Origin of the sequence: Pseudooceanicola aquaeponti (assembly GCF_050897975.1) — a bacterium.
Classification (GTDB): domain Bacteria; phylum Pseudomonadota; class Alphaproteobacteria; order Rhodobacterales; family Rhodobacteraceae; genus Pseudooceanicola.
The window spans coordinates 388,054-404,035 of the sequence record NZ_JBPAXY010000003.1 but is presented as its reverse complement, the minus strand read 5'-3'; the positions used below and the strand labels follow the sequence as shown (position 1 = coordinate 404,035).

Below are 15,982 nucleotides of genomic sequence, written 5' to 3'. Positions count from 1 at the left end.
CTGCGATCTGGCGCCTTCAGCCGACCAGTTCGAGGCCGGAGAAGAAGAAGGCGATTTCCTGAGCTGCGGTTTCCGGCGCATCGGAGCCGTGGACCGAGTTCTCACCGACGGATTCGGCGAAATCGGCGCGGACGGTGCCGGGGGCCGCGTCGGCGGGGTTGGTGGCGCCCATCACTTCGCGGTTCTTGGCAATCGCGCCTTCGCCTTCCAGCACCTGGACGACGACCGGGGCCGAAGCCATGAATTCGCACAGTTCACCGTAGAAGGGACGCTCGGCATGCACTTCGTAGAACTTGCCCGCCTGGGCTTCGGTCAGCTGGATGCGCTTCTGGGCGACGATGCGCAGGCCGGCATCTTCGAACTTGGCGTTGATCTTGCCGGTCAGGTTGCGGCGGGTGGCGTCGGGCTTGATGATCGAAAGGGTGCGTTCGATGGCCATGTCACTGTCCTCTTTAGGTCAGGCGGTTCCGGCCCTGGCTCTGCGCCGGGGCCCCGCCGGGAAAATCCGGGACCGGGTAGCATGGGGATGGCGGTTTGAAAAGCCGCTATATCAGGGGGGGAAGGCCGTGATGGGCCCCGGCCTGGCTGGGGGCGCTGCCCCCGGCGCGCCTGCGGCGCCCCTCCCCCGGAGTATTTTCAGCCATCGAATGGAGCAAGGGGCGCGGGCGGCCGGGGCGCGGCCCTTTCCGCGACGTTTGCGGGAACCTTGCGGCCCGGGGGCCGGCACGCATTGACGGCCCCTGCGGCGGCTGTCACAGAGCATCCATGCTGCGTATCTCCTCGATCTCTTATTCCGTCGCCGGCCGCCCCCTTCTGGAAGAGGCCTCTGTCACCGTGCCCGAGGGCCACAAGGTCGGCATCGTCGGCCGCAATGGCACCGGCAAGACCACGCTGTTCCGGCTGATCCGGGGCGAGCTGACCCTGGACGGGGGCGAGATCACCCTGCCCGCCCGCGCCCGCATCGGCGGCGTGGCGCAGGAGGTGCCGGGCAATGAGGTCTCGCTGATCGACACGGTGCTGGCCGCCGACGTGGAACGCGCCGAGTTGCTGGCCGAGGCCGAAAGCGCCACCGATGGCGCCCGTATCGCCGATATCCAGACCCGGCTGGCCGATATCGACGCCTGGTCCGCCGAGGGCCGCGCCGCCTCGATCCTGAAGGGCCTTGGCTTTACCGATGCAGAGCAGCAGATGCCCTGTTCGGCCTTCTCGGGCGGCTGGCGGATGCGGGTGGCCCTGGCGGGGGTGCTGTTCGCCCAGCCCGATGTGCTGCTTCTGGACGAACCGACCAACTATCTGGATCTGGAAGGGGCGCTGTGGCTGGAAAGCTATCTGGCCAGCTATCCGCACACCGTGCTGGTGATCAGCCATGACCGCGGCCTGCTGAACCGCGCCGTGGGCCATATCCTGCACCTGGAAGACCGCAAGCTGACCCTCTATTCCGGCGGCTATGACACCTTCGCCAAGACCCGCGCCGCCAAGCTGGCGGTGGCCGAGGCCGAGGCCAGCAAGCAGGAGGCGCGGCGCGCGCATCTGCAAAGCTTCGTCGACCGTTTCAAGGCCAAGGCCAGCAAGGCCAAGCAGGCCCAGAGCCGCGTCAAGGCGCTGGAGAAGATGACGCCGATCACCCGGCCCCAGGAAGCCGCCCTGCGCCGCTTCAGCTTCCCCCAGCCCGAAGAGCTGTCGCCGCCGATCCTGAAGACCGAGGGGGTTTCGGTGGGCTATGACGGCAAGGCGATCCTGCATCACCTCGATCTGCGCATCGACCAGGACGACCGGATCGCCCTGCTGGGCCGCAACGGCGAGGGCAAATCGACCCTGTCGAAGCTTCTGTCGGGCCGTCTGGCGGCCATGGGCGGCGATATCGTCAAAAGCTCGAAACTGCGTATCGGGTTCTTTGCCCAGCACCAGGTCGAGGAACTGCACCTGGACGAGACCCCCATCGACCACGTCCGGCGCGAACGCCCGAACGAGGCCCCGGCGCAGCTGCGCGCCCGGCTGGCGGGCTTTGGCGTGGGGGCGGAACAGGCGGAAACCCTGGTGGGCAAGCTGTCGGGCGGGCAGAAGGCGCGGCTGTCGCTGCTGCTGGCCACGCTGGACGCGCCGCATATGCTGATCCTCGACGAACCGACCAACCACCTGGATATCGAAAGCCGCGAGGCCCTGGTCGAGGCGCTGACCGATTACACTGGCGCCGTCATCCTGGTCAGCCACGACATGCACCTTCTGAGCCTGGTGGCCGACCGGCTATGGCTGGTGAAGGACGGGCGCGTGGCGCCTTACGAGGGCGATCTGGAAAGCTATCGCCAGATGCTGCTGCAAGGCAACAAGCCCGCCGAGAAGGAAAAGAAAGAGGCCGCCAAGCCCAAGCCGAAGCGCCCGTCGCGCGATCAGGTCCTGGCCCTGCGCGCCGAGGTGCGCAAATGCGAAGAGCGGGTCAAGAAGCTGGAGGAGATGGCCGACAAACTGTCGAAAAAGCTGTCCGATCCGGCACTGTATGAAGACAGCAAGGTGGGCGAGCTGGAAGTGTGGAACAAGAAATACGCCGAGGTGCGCGAGGCCATGGCCAAGGCCGAGGGCCTGTGGATGGGCGCGCTGGAAAAGCTGGAGGCCGCCGAGGCCTGACTTGCCCCGGGGCGCGCCCCCTGCCAAGCTAGGCCCCGCCACCGGAGGAGACGAGTTTGGACAGCGCCTTTGTGATCACCGCCTTTGTCACGCTTTTCGTGATCATCGACCCCATCGGGCTGACGCCGATCTTTGCCGCCCTGACCCAGGGCCAGACGGCACGGCGGCGGCGCGAGATGGCGCTGCGGGCCTGTGTCATCGCCTTTGGCATTCTAGCGGTCTTTGCGGTTTTCGGCGAACAGGTGCTGGGGTTCATCGGCATCTCGATGCCCGCCTTCCGCATCGCGGGCGGGCTGCTGCTGTTCCTGACCGCGCTGGACATGCTGTTCGAACGGCGCACCAAGCGGCGCGAGGGGCAAAGCGAGGCCGCCGAGGCCGAGCACGAAGGCCACCCCGAGGATGACGCCGACCCGTCGGTCTTTCCCATGGCAATCCCGCTGATCGCCGGGCCTGGCGCCATTGCCACGGTGATCCTGCTGGCGGGGCAGAACCCCGGCTGGGCCGGGCTGGGCCTGACCCTGGCAGTGACGCTGGTGGTGCTGGCCTCGGTCTTCGGTCTGGCGCTGACCGCGGGGCTGCTGGAACGGGCCCTGGGACGGACCGGGATCAACGTTGTGACCCGCCTGCTGGGGATGCTGCTGGCGGCGCTGTCGGTGCAATTCGTCCTGGACGGGCTGAAGGCCTTCGGCTTTGCCGCCTGAAGGGCGCCGGGGCCGGTGACAGCCCCCCTGCCCATGCCTATATCGACCCCATGAGCGCGATCGACATCGGAAACCTGGCCTATCTCGGCCTGCTGCTGGCGGCCCTGGGCGGCTATCTCTTCGTCTCGAACCGGGACCGGCTGGGCCAGATGGCGCGGCACGCCCTGCTGTGGGCGCTGATCTTCGTCGCCGTCATCGCGGGCATCGGGCTGTGGGATCAGATCAGCCAGACCATTCGCCCGTCCCAGACCCTGGCCGCCGACGGCACCGAGATCACCCTGCCCCGCCAGGCCGATGGCCATTACTACGCCCGGTTGACGGTGAACGGGGTCGAGATCCCCTTCCTGGTCGATACCGGCGCCACCGATGTGGTGCTGACCCGCGATGCGGCCCGCGCCGTGGGGATCGACCTGGGCCGGCTGGTCTTTTCCGGGCGCGCGGGCACGGCCAATGGCACGGTGCGCACCGCGCCGGTGAGGCTGGACAGCGTCACCCTGGGCGGGGTCACCGACCACGACCTGCGCGCCATGGTCAATGATGGCGACCTGGACATGCCCCTTCTGGGCATGGCCTATCTGTCGCGCTTTTCCCATATCGAGATTACCGGCGGGGCGCTGAAGCTGACCCGTTAAGTGCCGCGCCGCTCGGGACTATTGCGCCGCCGAGGACGAAGCCTCTTCATCCTCGACCCGGGCAAAGCGGGTGCCGGCGCGGTTGGTGGTGACCACGTTCAGGCTTTTCAGCTTGCGGTGCAGCGCGCTGCGTTCCATGCCGACGAACTGCGCGGTTTTCGAGATATTGCCGCCGAAGCGGTTGATCTGGGTCAGAAGGTATTCCCGTTCGAAGGCCTCGCGCGCCTCGCGCAGGGGCAGCATGGCCAAGGCGCCCGACATCACAACGCGGCCCTCCTCGGCCCGGGAACGGTCGTCCTCGGCGGGCACTTCGCTGACGTCGATCTCGGCGCTGCTGTCGCCCAGGATCAGGATACGCTCGATCACGTTGCGCAGCTGGCGCACGTTGCCGGGCCAGGTCAGGGTCTGCATCAGCGCCGCCGCCTCTTCCGACAGGCGCCGCAGGGGCAGGCCCTGGCTGCGGTTCAGCACTTCGATGAAATGCTCGGCCAGGGTCGGGATGTCCTCGCGCCGCTCGGCCAGCGAGGGCACGGCCACGGGCACCACGTTCAGCCGGTGATACAGCTCCTGGCGGAAGTTGCCCGCCGCGATCTCGGCCTCCAGGTCGCGCGAGGTCGAGGACAGCACCCGCAGGTCCACCTTGATCTTGTCCGAGCCCCCGACGCGCAGGAACTGCTGATCGACCAGCACCCGCAGGATCTTGGACTGGGTGCCATTGGGCATGTCGGCCACCTCGTCCAGATAGACGATGCCGCCATGGGCCTGTTCCAACAGGCCGGGCTCGACCCCACGTTCGGGGCTTTCGCGGCCAAACAGCACCTCTTCCATGCGGTCGGCCTCGATCTGGGCGCAGTTGACCACGACGAAGGGCGCATCGGCGCGGGTGGAATTGGCGTGCACATAGCGCGCCGCCACTTCCTTGCCCGCCCCCGAGGGGCCGGTCAGCATCACCCGACCGTTGGATTTCGTCACCTTGTCGAGCTGGCCCAGCATGGTGCGGAAGGCCGCCGAGCCGCCGATCATCTCGGCCGCATCGCCGCCGCCGCGCTTCAGCGCCTGGTTCTCGCGGCGCAGCTGGCTGGTTTCCATCGCCCGGCGGATCACCACCAGCAGCTGGTCGATGTTGAAGGGCTTCTCGATGAAGTCATAGGCGCCCTGCTTGATCGCCGCGACCGCCAGTTCGATATTGCCATGGCCCGAGATGATGATGATCGGAATATCGGGATAGTCGCGCTTCACCGTCTTCAGGATGTCGATCCCGTCCATCTGGCTGTCCTTCAGCCAGATATCCAGGATCATCAGCGCGGGCGCCTCGCGGGTGACCTCGCCCATGCATTCGTCGGAGTTTCCGGCCATGCGGGTGGCATAGCCCTCGTCCTGAAGGATGTCGGAGATCAGTTCGCGAATATCGCGCTCGTCATCCACAATCAGAATATCGCTCATACTATCCTCTTGCCTGTCCTGCGGCGGCGCCGGGTGCCAGATGCAGCCGGACCACGGCCATGGCCCCGCGATGCGCCCCCTCCCCAAAGGGGGCTGCATCCTCCAGCACCAGGGTGCCGCCGTGTTCTTCGATGATCTTCTTGACGATGGGCAGGCCCAGGCCCGTCCCCTTGTCCCGTGTCGTCACATAGGGTTCGAACAGCCGCGCGCGATCCTCCGGCAGGCCGATCCCGTTATCGGCGATGCGGATCTCGGCCAGCGGCTGGCCCTCCTGTTCGATCTGCGCAAGCGTCACGCGGATCTGCGGCGCCCAGCCCTCGGGGGCGCCCCGCTCGGCCAGGCTCTCGGTGGCCTCGCCGGCATTCTTGATGAGGTTGGTCAGCGCCTGGCTGATCATCGTCGCGTCCAGCTCGGCCGAAAGGGGCAGCTCGGGCAGTTCGGCGGTGATCTCGACCTGGGGCTGGCCGGATTGCTGCAACAGCACCGCGCCGCGCACCAGATCGGTCAGATCCTCGTCGCGCCGGGTGGGTTCGGGCATCCGTGCGAACTTGCTGAACTCGTCCACGATGCGGCGCAGGTCGTCGGTCTGGCGCACGATGACGCCGGTCAGGTTCTCTAGATCCTCGTCCAGCGGCGCCTCGAGGTGGCGGGCGAACTTGCGCTTGATCCGCTCGGCCGACAGCTTGATCGGGGTCAGCGGGTTCTTGATCTCGTGGGCGATGCGCCGCGCCACGTCGCCCCAGGCCGCCATCCGCTGCGCCGAGACCAGATCGGTCACATCGTCGAAGGCCACCACATAGCCCTCGCGGCGGCCCTTGGCATTGCGCCGGGTGGCCATGCGCACCAGCAGGTTTTCCAGCCGCCCGTTGCGGCTGACCTTGATCTCTTCCTGCACCACCTGGCCGCGGCCCTGGCGCAGCTGATCAAACAGCGGTCCGAACTCGGGCACCGCCACTGACAGGGGGCGCGCCTCGTTCTGTTCGTCCCAGCCCAGCAGGGTCTCGGCCGAGCGGTTGACGAAGGTCACCCGCCCGTCCACGTCCAGCCCCACGACCCCTGAGGTGACCGAGCTGAGCACCGAGTCGAACAGCCGCCGCCGCGCCTCGATCTGCGCGGTGTTCTCCAGCAGCTCTTCTCGCTGGCTTTTCAGCTCTCGGGTCATCTGGTTGAAATAGCGGGACAGCTGGGAAAACTCGTCATTGCCGCTTTCCTCGTAGACGCGCACGTCCAGGTCGCCGCTGCCCACCTGTTGCGCGGCCGAGGTCAGCCGCCCCACGGGGCGCGACAGCCGTTCGGCGAACCACAGGCCCAGCCAGATGGCGGCCAGGATCAGGATCACCGCGAAGCCGAGGTAGAGCAGCGCGAACTCGAACAGCACCCGCCCGCGCTCATTCTCCAGCTGCTGGTAGAGCTGCACGGTTTCCTGGGTGTCGTCCAAAAGGTTGAGGATCGAGCCGTCGACCGAGCGGCTGACGTAAAGCAGCCGGTCGGGGAAGCGGCGCAGGGGCACCAGGGCGCGGAACTCGTTATTGTCCCAGTCCTTGATCACCGCGATCCCCGCGTCGCGGGCGGTCTGGAACTGTTCCGGGCTGGGTTCTTCGTAGTTGAAAAGGTAGGACCGTTCGCCGCGCGCCCGGATCTCGCCGGTGCCGTCGATCACATAGGCCTCTTGCAAGCCGCGCTGGATCTGCGCCTGGCCCGAGGTCAGCGCCTGGCGAAGCTCGCCGTCGCCGACGAAGAAATTCGCGTCTCGGATGGAATCCAGGGCGGCGGCCAGGATCTGCGCATCCTGGGTCAGGTCCTGCTGATGTTCTTCCTCGTAGGCCCGCGCGGCGGCCAGCGAGGTACCCACCACCTCGCGCACCCGGTCCGAGAACCAGCCCTCAAGCCCGATGTTGATCGTCAGCGCGGCGAAGATGGCGACCGAGACGGTGGGGATCAGCGCCATCAGGGTGAAGACCCCGGTCAGCCGCAGGTGCAGCCGCGAGCCCGCCGACTGCGCCCGCCGCGCCGCGATCATCCGCGCCACGCGCTGCGCCACCAGGGCGGCGACCACCATCACATAGACGAAATCGGCCAGCAGGATCAGCCGCAGCGCCATCGAAGAGCCGCCCTGATCGAGGGGCCCCAGCACCAGGAAGGTGGAGAGCACCAGAACCGGCCCCAGAAGCACCAGACCCAGGGTGGCGATATTCTGCACACGCCGCTGGCGGCGCAACCGCATGAGCCGATTCCAGTTGAGTTGTCGTGCCCGCGTGGCCACAGGCTGCTCCCGCCCAGATGTAGTGCCTTCAGGCACCAACGCTATATCTTGTGGCTCTGACGGGGGATGTCCCCCGTCGGCCACGGTTCTGTGGCGTTTTTACATCAACTTCCGGCGGCGTGTCACGCGAATATCCAGATCGGTGATCTTCTTGCGCAGGGTATTGCGGTTGATGCCAAGCAGGTCGGCGCATTTCGCCTGGTTTCCGCCGGTGGCCTCCAGCGCGATTTCGATCAGCGGCAGCTCGACCTCTTTCAGGATCCGCGCGTACAGACCCGGCGGCGGCAGCATGTTGCCGTGCAGGTCGAAATAGCGCCGCAGGTGGCGCGCCACCGATCCCGACAGTTTCTCGTTCTCGCCCTGCCCGCCCAGAAGCGGCTCGGTCTCGGGCTGGTTGCCCAGCACCGATTCCACCTCGGTGCGGCTGATCTCGTCGGTGCGCGCGGTCAGCACCAGGCGGCGGATGGCGTTTTCCAGTTGGCGCACGTTGCCGGGCCAGGAGTAGGTGCGCATCATCTCCAGCGCGTCCTCGGCCAGGTAGCGGCGCATGGCGCCCTCGCGCTCGGCCCGTTGCAGGAAATGTTCCACCAACAGCGGGATGTCATCGACGCGTTCGCGCAGGGCGGGCACGTTGATGGTGGCGCCGGTCAGGCGATAGAACAGGTCCTGGCGCAGGCGCCCCTCTTCCATGGCGCGGTTCAGATCGGTCTGCGAGGTGGCCATGAAACGCGGCAGCGTGTCGGTGGGCCCGTCCATCATGCGCACGATGCGGGCCTGCACCTCGCCGTCGATATCGGCGATCTCGTCAAACAGGACGGTGCCGCCCTTGGCCCGCGCCAGGATCCGCGCCGGGCCCTCCAGGTCTTGCAGATCCGAGGCAGAGACGGCGACAAAGGGCAGGTTGCGGCGGTCGCTGAAATCGTGAATGGCCTTGGCGATCAGGGACTTGCCCGTCCCGCTTTCGCCCGCGATCAGCACCGGCAGATCGGTATTCATCACCCGCGCCACCAGCCGGTACAGCGCCTGCATCGAGGGGGTGCGCCCGACCAGGGGCAATTCGTCGGGGCGATCCTTGGTCTCTTCCACCGCGCCCTTGGCGGGCATCCGCTGGCGCTGTTCCAGCGCCCGGGCGGTGCGTTTCATCAGATCCGGCAGGTCGAAGGGCTTGGGCAGATAATCATAGGCCTCGGCCTCGGCCGCCTGGATGGCCGTCATGATCGTGTTCTGCGCCGAGATCACGATGACCGGCAGGCCGGGCCGGTCCTGGGCGATCTTGGGCAGCATCTCGAGGCCATTGCCGTCCGGCATCATCACGTCCGAGATCACCACGTCGCCCTTGCCCTCGGCGACCCATCGCATCAGCGTGGTCAGCGACGAGGTTGCGTGCACCTTGCAGCCCGCGCGCGTCAGCGCCTGGGTCAGAACCGTGCGGATCGTGCGGTCGTCATCCGCAACCAGAACCGTGCCATCCATCACTTAGTCTCCTTCTCGAGGACTTCCTTGGGTGCCCGCGGCAGAGAAATGCGGAACACCGTCTTGCCCGGAACAGAGGTGACGGAGATCCAGCCCTCATGGTCCGAGATGATCTTGCTGACCAGCGCGAGGCCAAGCCCCGTGCCGTTTTCCCGCCCCGAGACGAAGGGATCGAAGATGTCGCCGGCGATGTCATCCGGCAGGCCGGGGCCATCATCCTCGATCTCGATCTGAAGGGGCAGACTCTTGCCCTTGCCGTCGGCGCGGCGCAGGCGGAAGGAATGTTCGAAATAGGTGTGCAGGCGGATCCGCCCGCCCTCGGGGCCCGCCGCTTGGGCGGCGTTCTTCAGCAGGTTCAGGATCACCTGCAACAGCTGGTCGGGGTCGCCATAGGCCTGGGGCAGCGAGGGGTCGTATTCCTCGACGATCTTCATGTTGGCGCCGAACCCCAGCAGGGCCGAGCGCCGGGCGCGGTCCAGCACATCGTGCAGGTTCACTGGCTTCAGATCGGGCATGGTCAGGTTGCCGAATTGCTCGACCTGCTCCAGCAGCTTCACGATGCGGCGGCTTTCGGCCACGATCAGGTCGGTCAGCTCCATGTCTTCCTTGGAGAGGTTCATCGACAGCAGCTGCGCCGCGCCGGTGATGCCAGCCAGGGGGTTCTTGATCTCATGGGCCAGCATCTCGGCCATGCCGATGGCCGACTTGGCCGCCGATTTCACGCTGTGGTCCTGGGTCATGCGCCCCGCCAGTTCGCGCGGGCTGATCAGGAACAGCATGAAGCCGGTGCGGTCGTTCAAGGGCGAGATCTGAAGGTTGCAATGCAGCGGCGCGCGTTCGCCGGTGCCCACGTCGACGTCGTTGACAAACAGCGGCGAGGCGGTGGCGCGGGCGCGCTGAAAGGCCTCTTCCAGCGGGCTGTCGATCAGCACCTTTTCCCAGACCTTCTGGCCCCGGATCGACTTGGCCGAGGTGTTCAGGAACCCTTCGGCGGCGGGGTTGATCGAGATGATCGCATCCTCGGGATCCAGCAGCAGGGCGGGCACGGGCAGCGAGGCCCAGACGGTGGTCTCCTCCACCTCGGCGATGACCTCGGCAAGGTCTTCGGATTCGAACGGGTTGGACCGCGTATTCATGCGGCGCGTACCTCCGGTTGGGCCTGGGAACAGGGACCCTCGGCCAGGGCCTCGGGCAGAAGGGAAAGAACCTGGGCGGGGTCGCCCTCGCGCAGCAGGCGGCCGCGCAGATCGGCGGGGGTGCGGGCCTCGTCCATGTACCAGCCCAGGTGCTTGCGCAGCACCCGGCGGCCAAGGTCGATGCCGTAGAAGGTGAGGCCCGCCTCGTAATGGGCGGAGACCATGTCGATGAAGGCAGCGGCCCCGGGCGCGGGGCGTGGGTCGCGCCCGGCCAGCACGTCGCGCAGCTGCGCCAGCAGCCAGGGGCGGCCCTGTGCGCCGCGGCCCACCATCACGCCATCGGCGCCCGACAGGCGCAGGGCGCGGCGGGCGCTGTCGGCGTCGGTGATATCACCATTGGCCACCACGGGAATGCGGACGGCGTCCTTGACCGCGCGGATTGCGGCCCAGTCGGCCTGACCCTTGTAGAACTGACAGCGGGTACGCCCATGGACCACGACCATCCGCACCCCGGCCCCTTCGGCGCGGCGCGCCAGCTCGGGGGCGTTGATCGTTTCGTCATCCCAGCCCAGGCGCATCTTCAGCGTCACCGGCGTGGCGACGGCCTCGGCCACCGCCTCGATCAGGGTCAGCGCGTGATCCAGATCGCGCATCAGGGCCGAGCCCGACAGGCCGCCCACCACCTTCTTGGCGGGGCAGCCCATGTTGATGTCGATGATCCGGGCGCCCTGCCCTTCGATCATCCGCGCCGCTTCGCCGATCCAGTAGGTATCGCGGCCGGCCAGCTGCACAGAGGTGGCGGCGGCGCCAAAGCCAAGCTCGGCCCGTTCGCGGGTACCGGGCTTGGCCTGGACCATTTCCTGGCTCGCCACCATCTCGGACACGACCAGATCCGCCCCGAGCCGTGCCACCAGGTCGCGGAACGGACGATCGGTGATCCCGGCCAGCGGGGCCAGGCAAACCGGGGGATGATCCTTGTCAAAGAGTGCGGAGACAGACATGCCTAAACCTTGAGCAACAGCTTATGCGTTAGACCAGAACCGGCGGGCAAACAACAAATCACGCCGAAATATACCCTGACCGGGGCGTCACATGCCTATTTTTTCGGCGGCGCCTTCCGGGCGCCCCATTGCCCCCGGCGCGGCCAAAGCCTATGCCTGCGGGCCAGAACGGGTCAAATCGGACCTGTCACGGGCCCTGCCAGAGAAGGAGCGCGGGATGGGCACTGCCGCAATCATCGTCGCCGCCGGGCGCGGCACCCGCGCCGGGGGCGACCTGCCGAAGCAATGGCAGCCGCTGGCCGGGCGGCGCGTCGCCGACTGGACCCTGGCGGCCATCGCCCGGGCGGGCCTGTCGCCCATCGTGGTGGTGCTGCACCCCGAGGATATGGACGCCCCCCTGCCCGAGGGGGTGATCCGCGTGGCGGGCGGTGCCACCCGCGACGCCTCGGTGCGCGCCGGGCTGGCCGCGCTGGACCCGGCAGAGGTCGCCAATGTGCTGATCCATGACGTCGCGCGCCCCTGCGTCCCGCAGGCGGTCATCACCGATGTCATCGCCGCGCTGGAGGCGGGCGCCGAGGCCGCCGCCCCCGGTCTGCCCGTCACCGACGCCCTGTGGCGCGGCGACGCAGGCCTCGTCACCGGCACCGCGCCGCGCGACGGCCTTTTCCGGGCGCAGACCCCGCAGGGCTTCCGCCTGGGCCCGCTTCTGGCCGCCCATGCGGCCCATCCGGGCGGGGCCGCGGACGACGTCGAGGTGGCCCGGGCCGCCGGGATCGGGGTTGCCATCACCCCCGGGGCAGAGGACAACCTGAAAATCACCCACCCCGGCGATTTCGCCCGGGCCGAACGCATTCTGAGAGGGACGATGGATATTCGACTGGGCAATGGGTACGACGTGCACGCCTTCACCCCCGGCGATCATGTCTGGCTGTGCGGGGTGAAGATCCCCCATGACGCCGCCCTGCTGGGGCATTCCGACGCCGATGTGGGGATGCACGCGGTGACCGACGCGATCTATGGCGCCCTGGCCGAGGGCGACATCGGCCGCCATTTCCCGCCCAGCGATCCCCAGTGGAAGGGCGCCGCCAGCCATATCTTCCTGGAGCACGCGGTGAAACTGGCCGCCGCGCGCGGCTTTGCCATCTCGAATATCGACTGCACCCTGGTTTGCGAGGCGCCCAAGGTCGGCCCCCATGCGGCGGCGATGCAGGCCCGCATGGCCGAGATCACCGGGCTGGATCCGGCGCGCATCTCGATCAAGGCGACGACCTCGGAACGGCTGGGGTTCACCGGCCGCAAGGAAGGGATCGCCGCCCTTGCCACCGCCTGCCTGATCCAGGCCTGAAGGAGCCCTGCCCCATGACCCTTTCGCACATGATCGCCACCGTCGCTGGCACCGGCCATCTGAAACCCGCCTCTGGCACCTGGGGCAGCGCGGCGGGGCTGCTGCTGGCCTGGGCGCTGCACCTGCTGGGCGGCCCGGCCCTGCTGATCGCGGCGCTGGTCTTTGTCTGGTTCGCGGGCCTCTGGGCGGTGAAAGTGGAAACCGCCGGCAAGACCGATCACGACCCCTCGGAGATCGTGGTGGACGAGGTTATCGGCATCTGGGTGGCCTTCCTGCCGGTCTCGATCGGCGCCGCCCATGTGGGCGCGCCCCTGACCGCGCTTTGGCCGGGCTGGGTCGCGGCCTTCCTGGGCTTCCGTCTGTTCGACATCTGGAAACCCTGGCTTGTGGGCCGGGCAGACCGGCGCAACGACGCCTTGGGCGTGATGCTGGATGACCTGATCGCGGGGGTCTTCACCGCGCTGCTGGTGATCGCCCTGGCCGCCTTCTCGCACCTGGTGCTGATGGCATGAGCGCGGATCTGGCCCGCGAGGTCATCGAGGCCTGCCGCGCGGCGGGGCTGAAGCTGGCCACCGCGGAAAGCTGCACCGGCGGGCTGATCGCCGGGGCGCTGACCGATATCCCGGGCTGCTCCGACGTGGTCGAAGGCGGGGTGGTCAGCTATTCACAGGCGGTGAAGCGCAAGATCCTGGGCGTTTCGGCCCGAACCCTGGCCGAGTACGGCGTGGTCTCGGAAGAGGTGGCGCAGGAAATGGCCGAGGGCGCCTGGTCGCATCTGGGCTGCGATCTGGCGGTGGCCACCACCGGCGTGGCAGGCCCCGGCCCGGCGGACGGCGCGCCCGAGGGGCGGGTCTGCTTTGCCGTCTCGGGCCCGGTCTATACCCGCACGGAAACGGTGGACTTTGGCGCCATTGGCCGCGACGCGGTGCGCAGGGCGGCGGTGGTCCATGGGCTGGAGATGCTTTTGGCCTCCCTGCGGGGGCTTCAGCCGTAAAGCTCGGCCGCGCGGCGCTCAAAGGCGCGCACGATGCGCTGCATCGCCTCGTTGAAGACCACGCCGATGATGCCTTGCAACACGGCGTTCTTGAATTCGAAATCAACGAAGAAATCCACCTCGCAGCCGCCATCCTCGGCGTCGCGGAAGGCCCAGTTGGATTTCATGTAGCGGAACGGCCCGTCCAGATACTCGGTGTCGATCTTCATCGCCTCGGGCCACAGAACGACGCGGCTGCCAAAGCGTTCGCGGAAGACCTTGAAAGAGATCACAAGGTCGGCCTCCATCACCGAATGATCGCCCTGGGGCGTCACGGCGCGGATGCGCGCGGCGGCGCACCAGGGCAGGAATTTCGGATAGGATCCCACATCGGCCACCAGATCGTACATCTGTTGGGCGGTATAGGGCAGTTTGCGGGTCTCGGAATGGGTCGGCATATCTTCCCGGCGATTGCGGCACGGTTCGGGTTTTTACTGGTCGTTTCCTGTCTTACACTAGGGCGGGACATTCAAGGGGGAAGACCGTGTCGCGTCCATATGTCATCGACGAAATGATTTCCGCAAAGGCCATCGCCGCCCGGATCGAGGAATTGTGCCGCGAGATTCGCGCCACCTTCCCCAAGGATGAACGGCTGGTGGTGGTGGGGCTGCTGCGCGGCTCTTTCGTGTTCATCGCCGATCTGGTGCGGGAGTTGTCCGACCGCGATGTCGAGGTCGATTTCATCGAAGCCTCGTCTTACGGCAATTCCACCGAAAGTTCGCGCGAGGTGCGGATCCTGAAGGACCTGCGCGGCGAGATCGAGGGCCGCAACGTGCTGGTGGTCGAGGATATCGTGGATACGGGTTATACGCTCAGCCATGTGATCCACCTGCTGAAATCGCGCCACCCCAAACAGCTGAAGACCGTTGCCCTGCTGGACAAACCGTCGCGCCGCGAGGTGAACTTCAAGGCCGATTGGACCGGCTTCGAGATCCCCGATGAATTCGTCGTGGGCTATGGCATCGACTATGCGCAATGCAACCGCAACCTGCCCTGTATCGGCAAGGTGCGGTTCACCGATTGAGCGGCGGGCGGTGAATTACACCTGGCTTCTGCGCGCCGTCCGCTGGGCGCGCAATCCGCCCTCGGAAAAGCGGGTGGTGCTGGTGCTGGTCGTGGTGGCGCTGTGTCTGGCGATCTGGGGGCTGGAGCAGCTGTTCGGTTTCCCCGACTGGCTGGTGCCCGAGCATGTGCGCGGCGGCGGCGCCCTGCGCTAGGGGCGCGGCGGACCGGCGAAGCCTCGCGGCTCACGGGATCGTCAGCGAATCCCGCTTGCCAGTTTGTCGCCCCCCGGTCACGCTTTGCCCGAAGGGCTGCGGCCCGCCCTCTGCGACAGGACGCCAGCCATGCCCAAAGCCCTGACCTCGATCGTTCTTCTGGCCGCCGTGGCCGCGGGGGCCGGCTGGTGGCTGACCGCGCCCGACCATGTGGATCCCGAGGAGTTCGCCGGGCTGACCGGTGACGCCACCCGCGGTGCGGCGGTCTTCCACGCGGGCGGCTGCGCGTCCTGCCATTCGGCCCCGGGCGCCGAGGGCGAGGACAAGTTGTTGCTGGTCGGGGGCCGGGCCTTCGAGACCCAGTTCGGCACTTTCTACGCCCCCAATATCACCCCGGACGAGGGCGCGGGCCTGGGCAGCTGGACCGAGCTGGATCTGGCCAATGCGATGATGAAGGGCACCTCGCCCGCCGGGCAGCATTACTACCCGGCCTTCCCCTATACCTCTTACGTGAAGGCGCGGCCCCAGGATGTGGTCGACCTTTACGCCTATATGCAGACCCTGCCCGCCGCCGATACCCCCAGCCGGGACCACGAGGTGGGCTTTCCCTTCAACATCCGCCGCAGCCTGGGCGGATGGAAGCTGTTGTTCTTCCGCGAAGACTATCAGATGGAGGTGGTCGACAGCGACCCGCTGGCGCGGGGCCGCTACCTGGTCGAGGCGCTTGGCCATTGCGCCGAATGCCACACGCCGCGCAATGCCCTGGGCGGAATGGACCGCGACCGCTGGCTGGGCGGCGCCCCGAACCCCTCGGGCCAGGGAAGCATTCCCAACATCACCCCCGGGGGCCTGGGCTGGTCGGAAGAGGAGATCGCGGAATACCTGGCCTCGGGCTTTACCCCCGACTTCGACGTGGTTGGCGGCGAGATGGCGGATGTGGTGGCCAATACCAGCCAGCTGTCGGACGACGACCGGCTGGCCATCGCGCGCTACCTGACCTCGGTGCCCGCGGTGGAGTGAGGCGCCAGGGGGCGGCATTCCGGGGCTCCGCCCCTTCGCCGCTGAAATCGTCCACCGGACGATGTCCGGGACGCGGCCCAGCCCCCGGGATATTTC

16 protein-coding genes are annotated in these 15,982 nt (G+C 67.4%); 9 read left to right on the top strand and 7 right to left on the bottom strand.

Translation table 11 applies throughout. From position 1 onward, the window contains the following. Positions 1-16: 16 nt before the first annotated feature. On the bottom strand, positions 17-439 hold the full coding sequence (gene ndk, locus ACRARE_RS08600) for a nucleoside-diphosphate kinase (protein WP_432656020.1): 423 nt from the start codon (positions 437-439) through the stop codon (positions 17-19). A gap of 326 nt (positions 440-765) precedes the next feature. On the opposite strand from ndk, the gene ACRARE_RS08595 reads away from it, so the two are divergent. Genes ACRARE_RS08595 through ACRARE_RS08585 form a run of 3 tightly spaced genes read left to right on the top strand, consistent with a single transcriptional unit; the run spans position 766 to position 3,955 of the window. Next, entirely contained in the window at positions 766-2,622 is a 1,857-nt protein-coding gene (locus ACRARE_RS08595; RefSeq protein WP_432656019.1) for an ABC-F family ATP-binding cassette domain-containing protein, read from the top strand. A gap of 56 nt (positions 2,623-2,678) precedes the next feature. After that, the gene (locus ACRARE_RS08590; RefSeq protein WP_432656018.1) at positions 2,679-3,323 is read left to right on the top strand and encodes a MarC family protein; all 645 of its coding nucleotides are present in this window, start codon (positions 2,679-2,681) and stop codon (positions 3,321-3,323) included. Between the two features lie 50 nt (positions 3,324-3,373). Beyond that, positions 3,374-3,955, top strand: a complete 582-nt coding sequence (locus ACRARE_RS08585) for a retropepsin-like aspartic protease family protein (RefSeq protein ID WP_432656017.1) — start codon at positions 3,374-3,376, stop codon at positions 3,953-3,955. 18 nt (positions 3,956-3,973) lie between these two features. On the opposite strand, the gene ntrX is transcribed toward ACRARE_RS08585, so the two are convergent. From ntrX to dusB, 5 genes are all read right to left on the bottom strand, one after another. Next, complete coding sequence (ntrX, locus tag ACRARE_RS08580) at positions 3,974-5,398, bottom strand: nitrogen assimilation response regulator NtrX (protein ID WP_432656016.1); 1,425 nt, start codon at positions 5,396-5,398, stop codon at positions 3,974-3,976. Position 5,399: 1 nt separating this feature from the next. Beyond that, positions 5,400-7,622, bottom strand: a complete 2,223-nt coding sequence (locus ACRARE_RS08575) for a sensor histidine kinase NtrY-like (protein WP_432656015.1) — start codon at positions 7,620-7,622, stop codon at positions 5,400-5,402. 138 nt (positions 7,623-7,760) lie between these two features. Further along, positions 7,761-9,134, bottom strand: coding sequence for a response regulator (locus tag ACRARE_RS08570; protein WP_432656014.1), 1,374 nt, complete (start codon positions 9,132-9,134; stop codon positions 7,761-7,763). Continuing rightward, positions 9,134-10,270 (bottom strand): two-component system sensor histidine kinase NtrB, encoded by a 1,137-nt coding sequence (locus ACRARE_RS08565; protein ID WP_432656013.1) that lies wholly within the window; start codon positions 10,268-10,270, stop codon positions 9,134-9,136. The genes ACRARE_RS08570 and ACRARE_RS08565 overlap by 1 nt, the downstream gene beginning before the upstream one ends. Then, positions 10,267-11,271, bottom strand: a complete 1,005-nt coding sequence (gene dusB / locus ACRARE_RS08560) for a tRNA dihydrouridine synthase DusB (protein WP_432656012.1) — start codon at positions 11,269-11,271, stop codon at positions 10,267-10,269. Before dusB ends, ACRARE_RS08565 begins: the two co-directional genes overlap by 4 nt. A 217-nt stretch (positions 11,272-11,488) precedes the next feature. Here dusB and ACRARE_RS08555 point away from each other — a divergent pair, with 217 nt between their 5' ends. The 3 genes from ACRARE_RS08555 to ACRARE_RS08545 are packed head-to-tail and all read left to right on the top strand — an operon-like array spanning position 11,489 to position 13,610. Beyond that, positions 11,489-12,616 carry a bifunctional 2-C-methyl-D-erythritol 4-phosphate cytidylyltransferase/2-C-methyl-D-erythritol 2,4-cyclodiphosphate synthase gene (locus ACRARE_RS08555; protein ID WP_432656011.1) on the top strand — a complete coding sequence of 376 codons (1,128 nt, stop codon included), beginning with the start codon at positions 11,489-11,491 and terminating at the stop codon, positions 12,614-12,616. Positions 12,617-12,630: 14 nt separating this feature from the next. Continuing rightward, positions 12,631-13,128 carry a phosphatidylglycerophosphatase A family protein gene (locus ACRARE_RS08550; RefSeq protein WP_432656010.1) on the top strand — a complete coding sequence of 166 codons (498 nt, stop codon included), beginning with the start codon at positions 12,631-12,633 and terminating at the stop codon, positions 13,126-13,128. Beyond that, positions 13,125-13,610: a CinA family protein gene (locus ACRARE_RS08545; RefSeq protein ID WP_432656009.1), complete on the top strand. Its 486-nt coding sequence runs from the start codon at positions 13,125-13,127 to the stop codon at positions 13,608-13,610. The genes ACRARE_RS08550 and ACRARE_RS08545 overlap by 4 nt, the downstream gene beginning before the upstream one ends. On the opposite strand, the gene ACRARE_RS08540 is transcribed toward ACRARE_RS08545, so the two are convergent. Next, entirely contained in the window at positions 13,601-14,047 is a 447-nt protein-coding gene (locus ACRARE_RS08540; protein ID WP_432656008.1) for a type II toxin-antitoxin system RatA family toxin, read from the bottom strand. The two genes, ACRARE_RS08545 and ACRARE_RS08540, sit on opposite strands and share 10 nt — an antisense overlap. Positions 14,048-14,160: 113 nt before the next feature. On the opposite strand from ACRARE_RS08540, the gene hpt reads away from it, so the two are divergent. The 3 genes from hpt (at position 14,161) to ACRARE_RS08525 (ending at position 15,886) form a co-directional block, all read left to right on the top strand. After that, the gene (hpt, locus tag ACRARE_RS08535; protein WP_432656244.1) at positions 14,161-14,673 is read left to right on the top strand and encodes a hypoxanthine phosphoribosyltransferase; all 513 of its coding nucleotides are present in this window, start codon (positions 14,161-14,163) and stop codon (positions 14,671-14,673) included. A 10-nt stretch (positions 14,674-14,683) separates the two neighbouring features. Continuing rightward, positions 14,684-14,866 (top strand): hypothetical protein, encoded by a 183-nt coding sequence (locus ACRARE_RS08530; protein WP_432656007.1) that lies wholly within the window; start codon positions 14,684-14,686, stop codon positions 14,864-14,866. A gap of 129 nt (positions 14,867-14,995) precedes the next feature. Further along, positions 14,996-15,886, top strand: a complete 891-nt coding sequence (locus ACRARE_RS08525; RefSeq protein WP_432656006.1) for a c-type cytochrome — start codon at positions 14,996-14,998, stop codon at positions 15,884-15,886. The last annotated feature ends 96 nt before the right edge of the window (positions 15,887-15,982 follow it).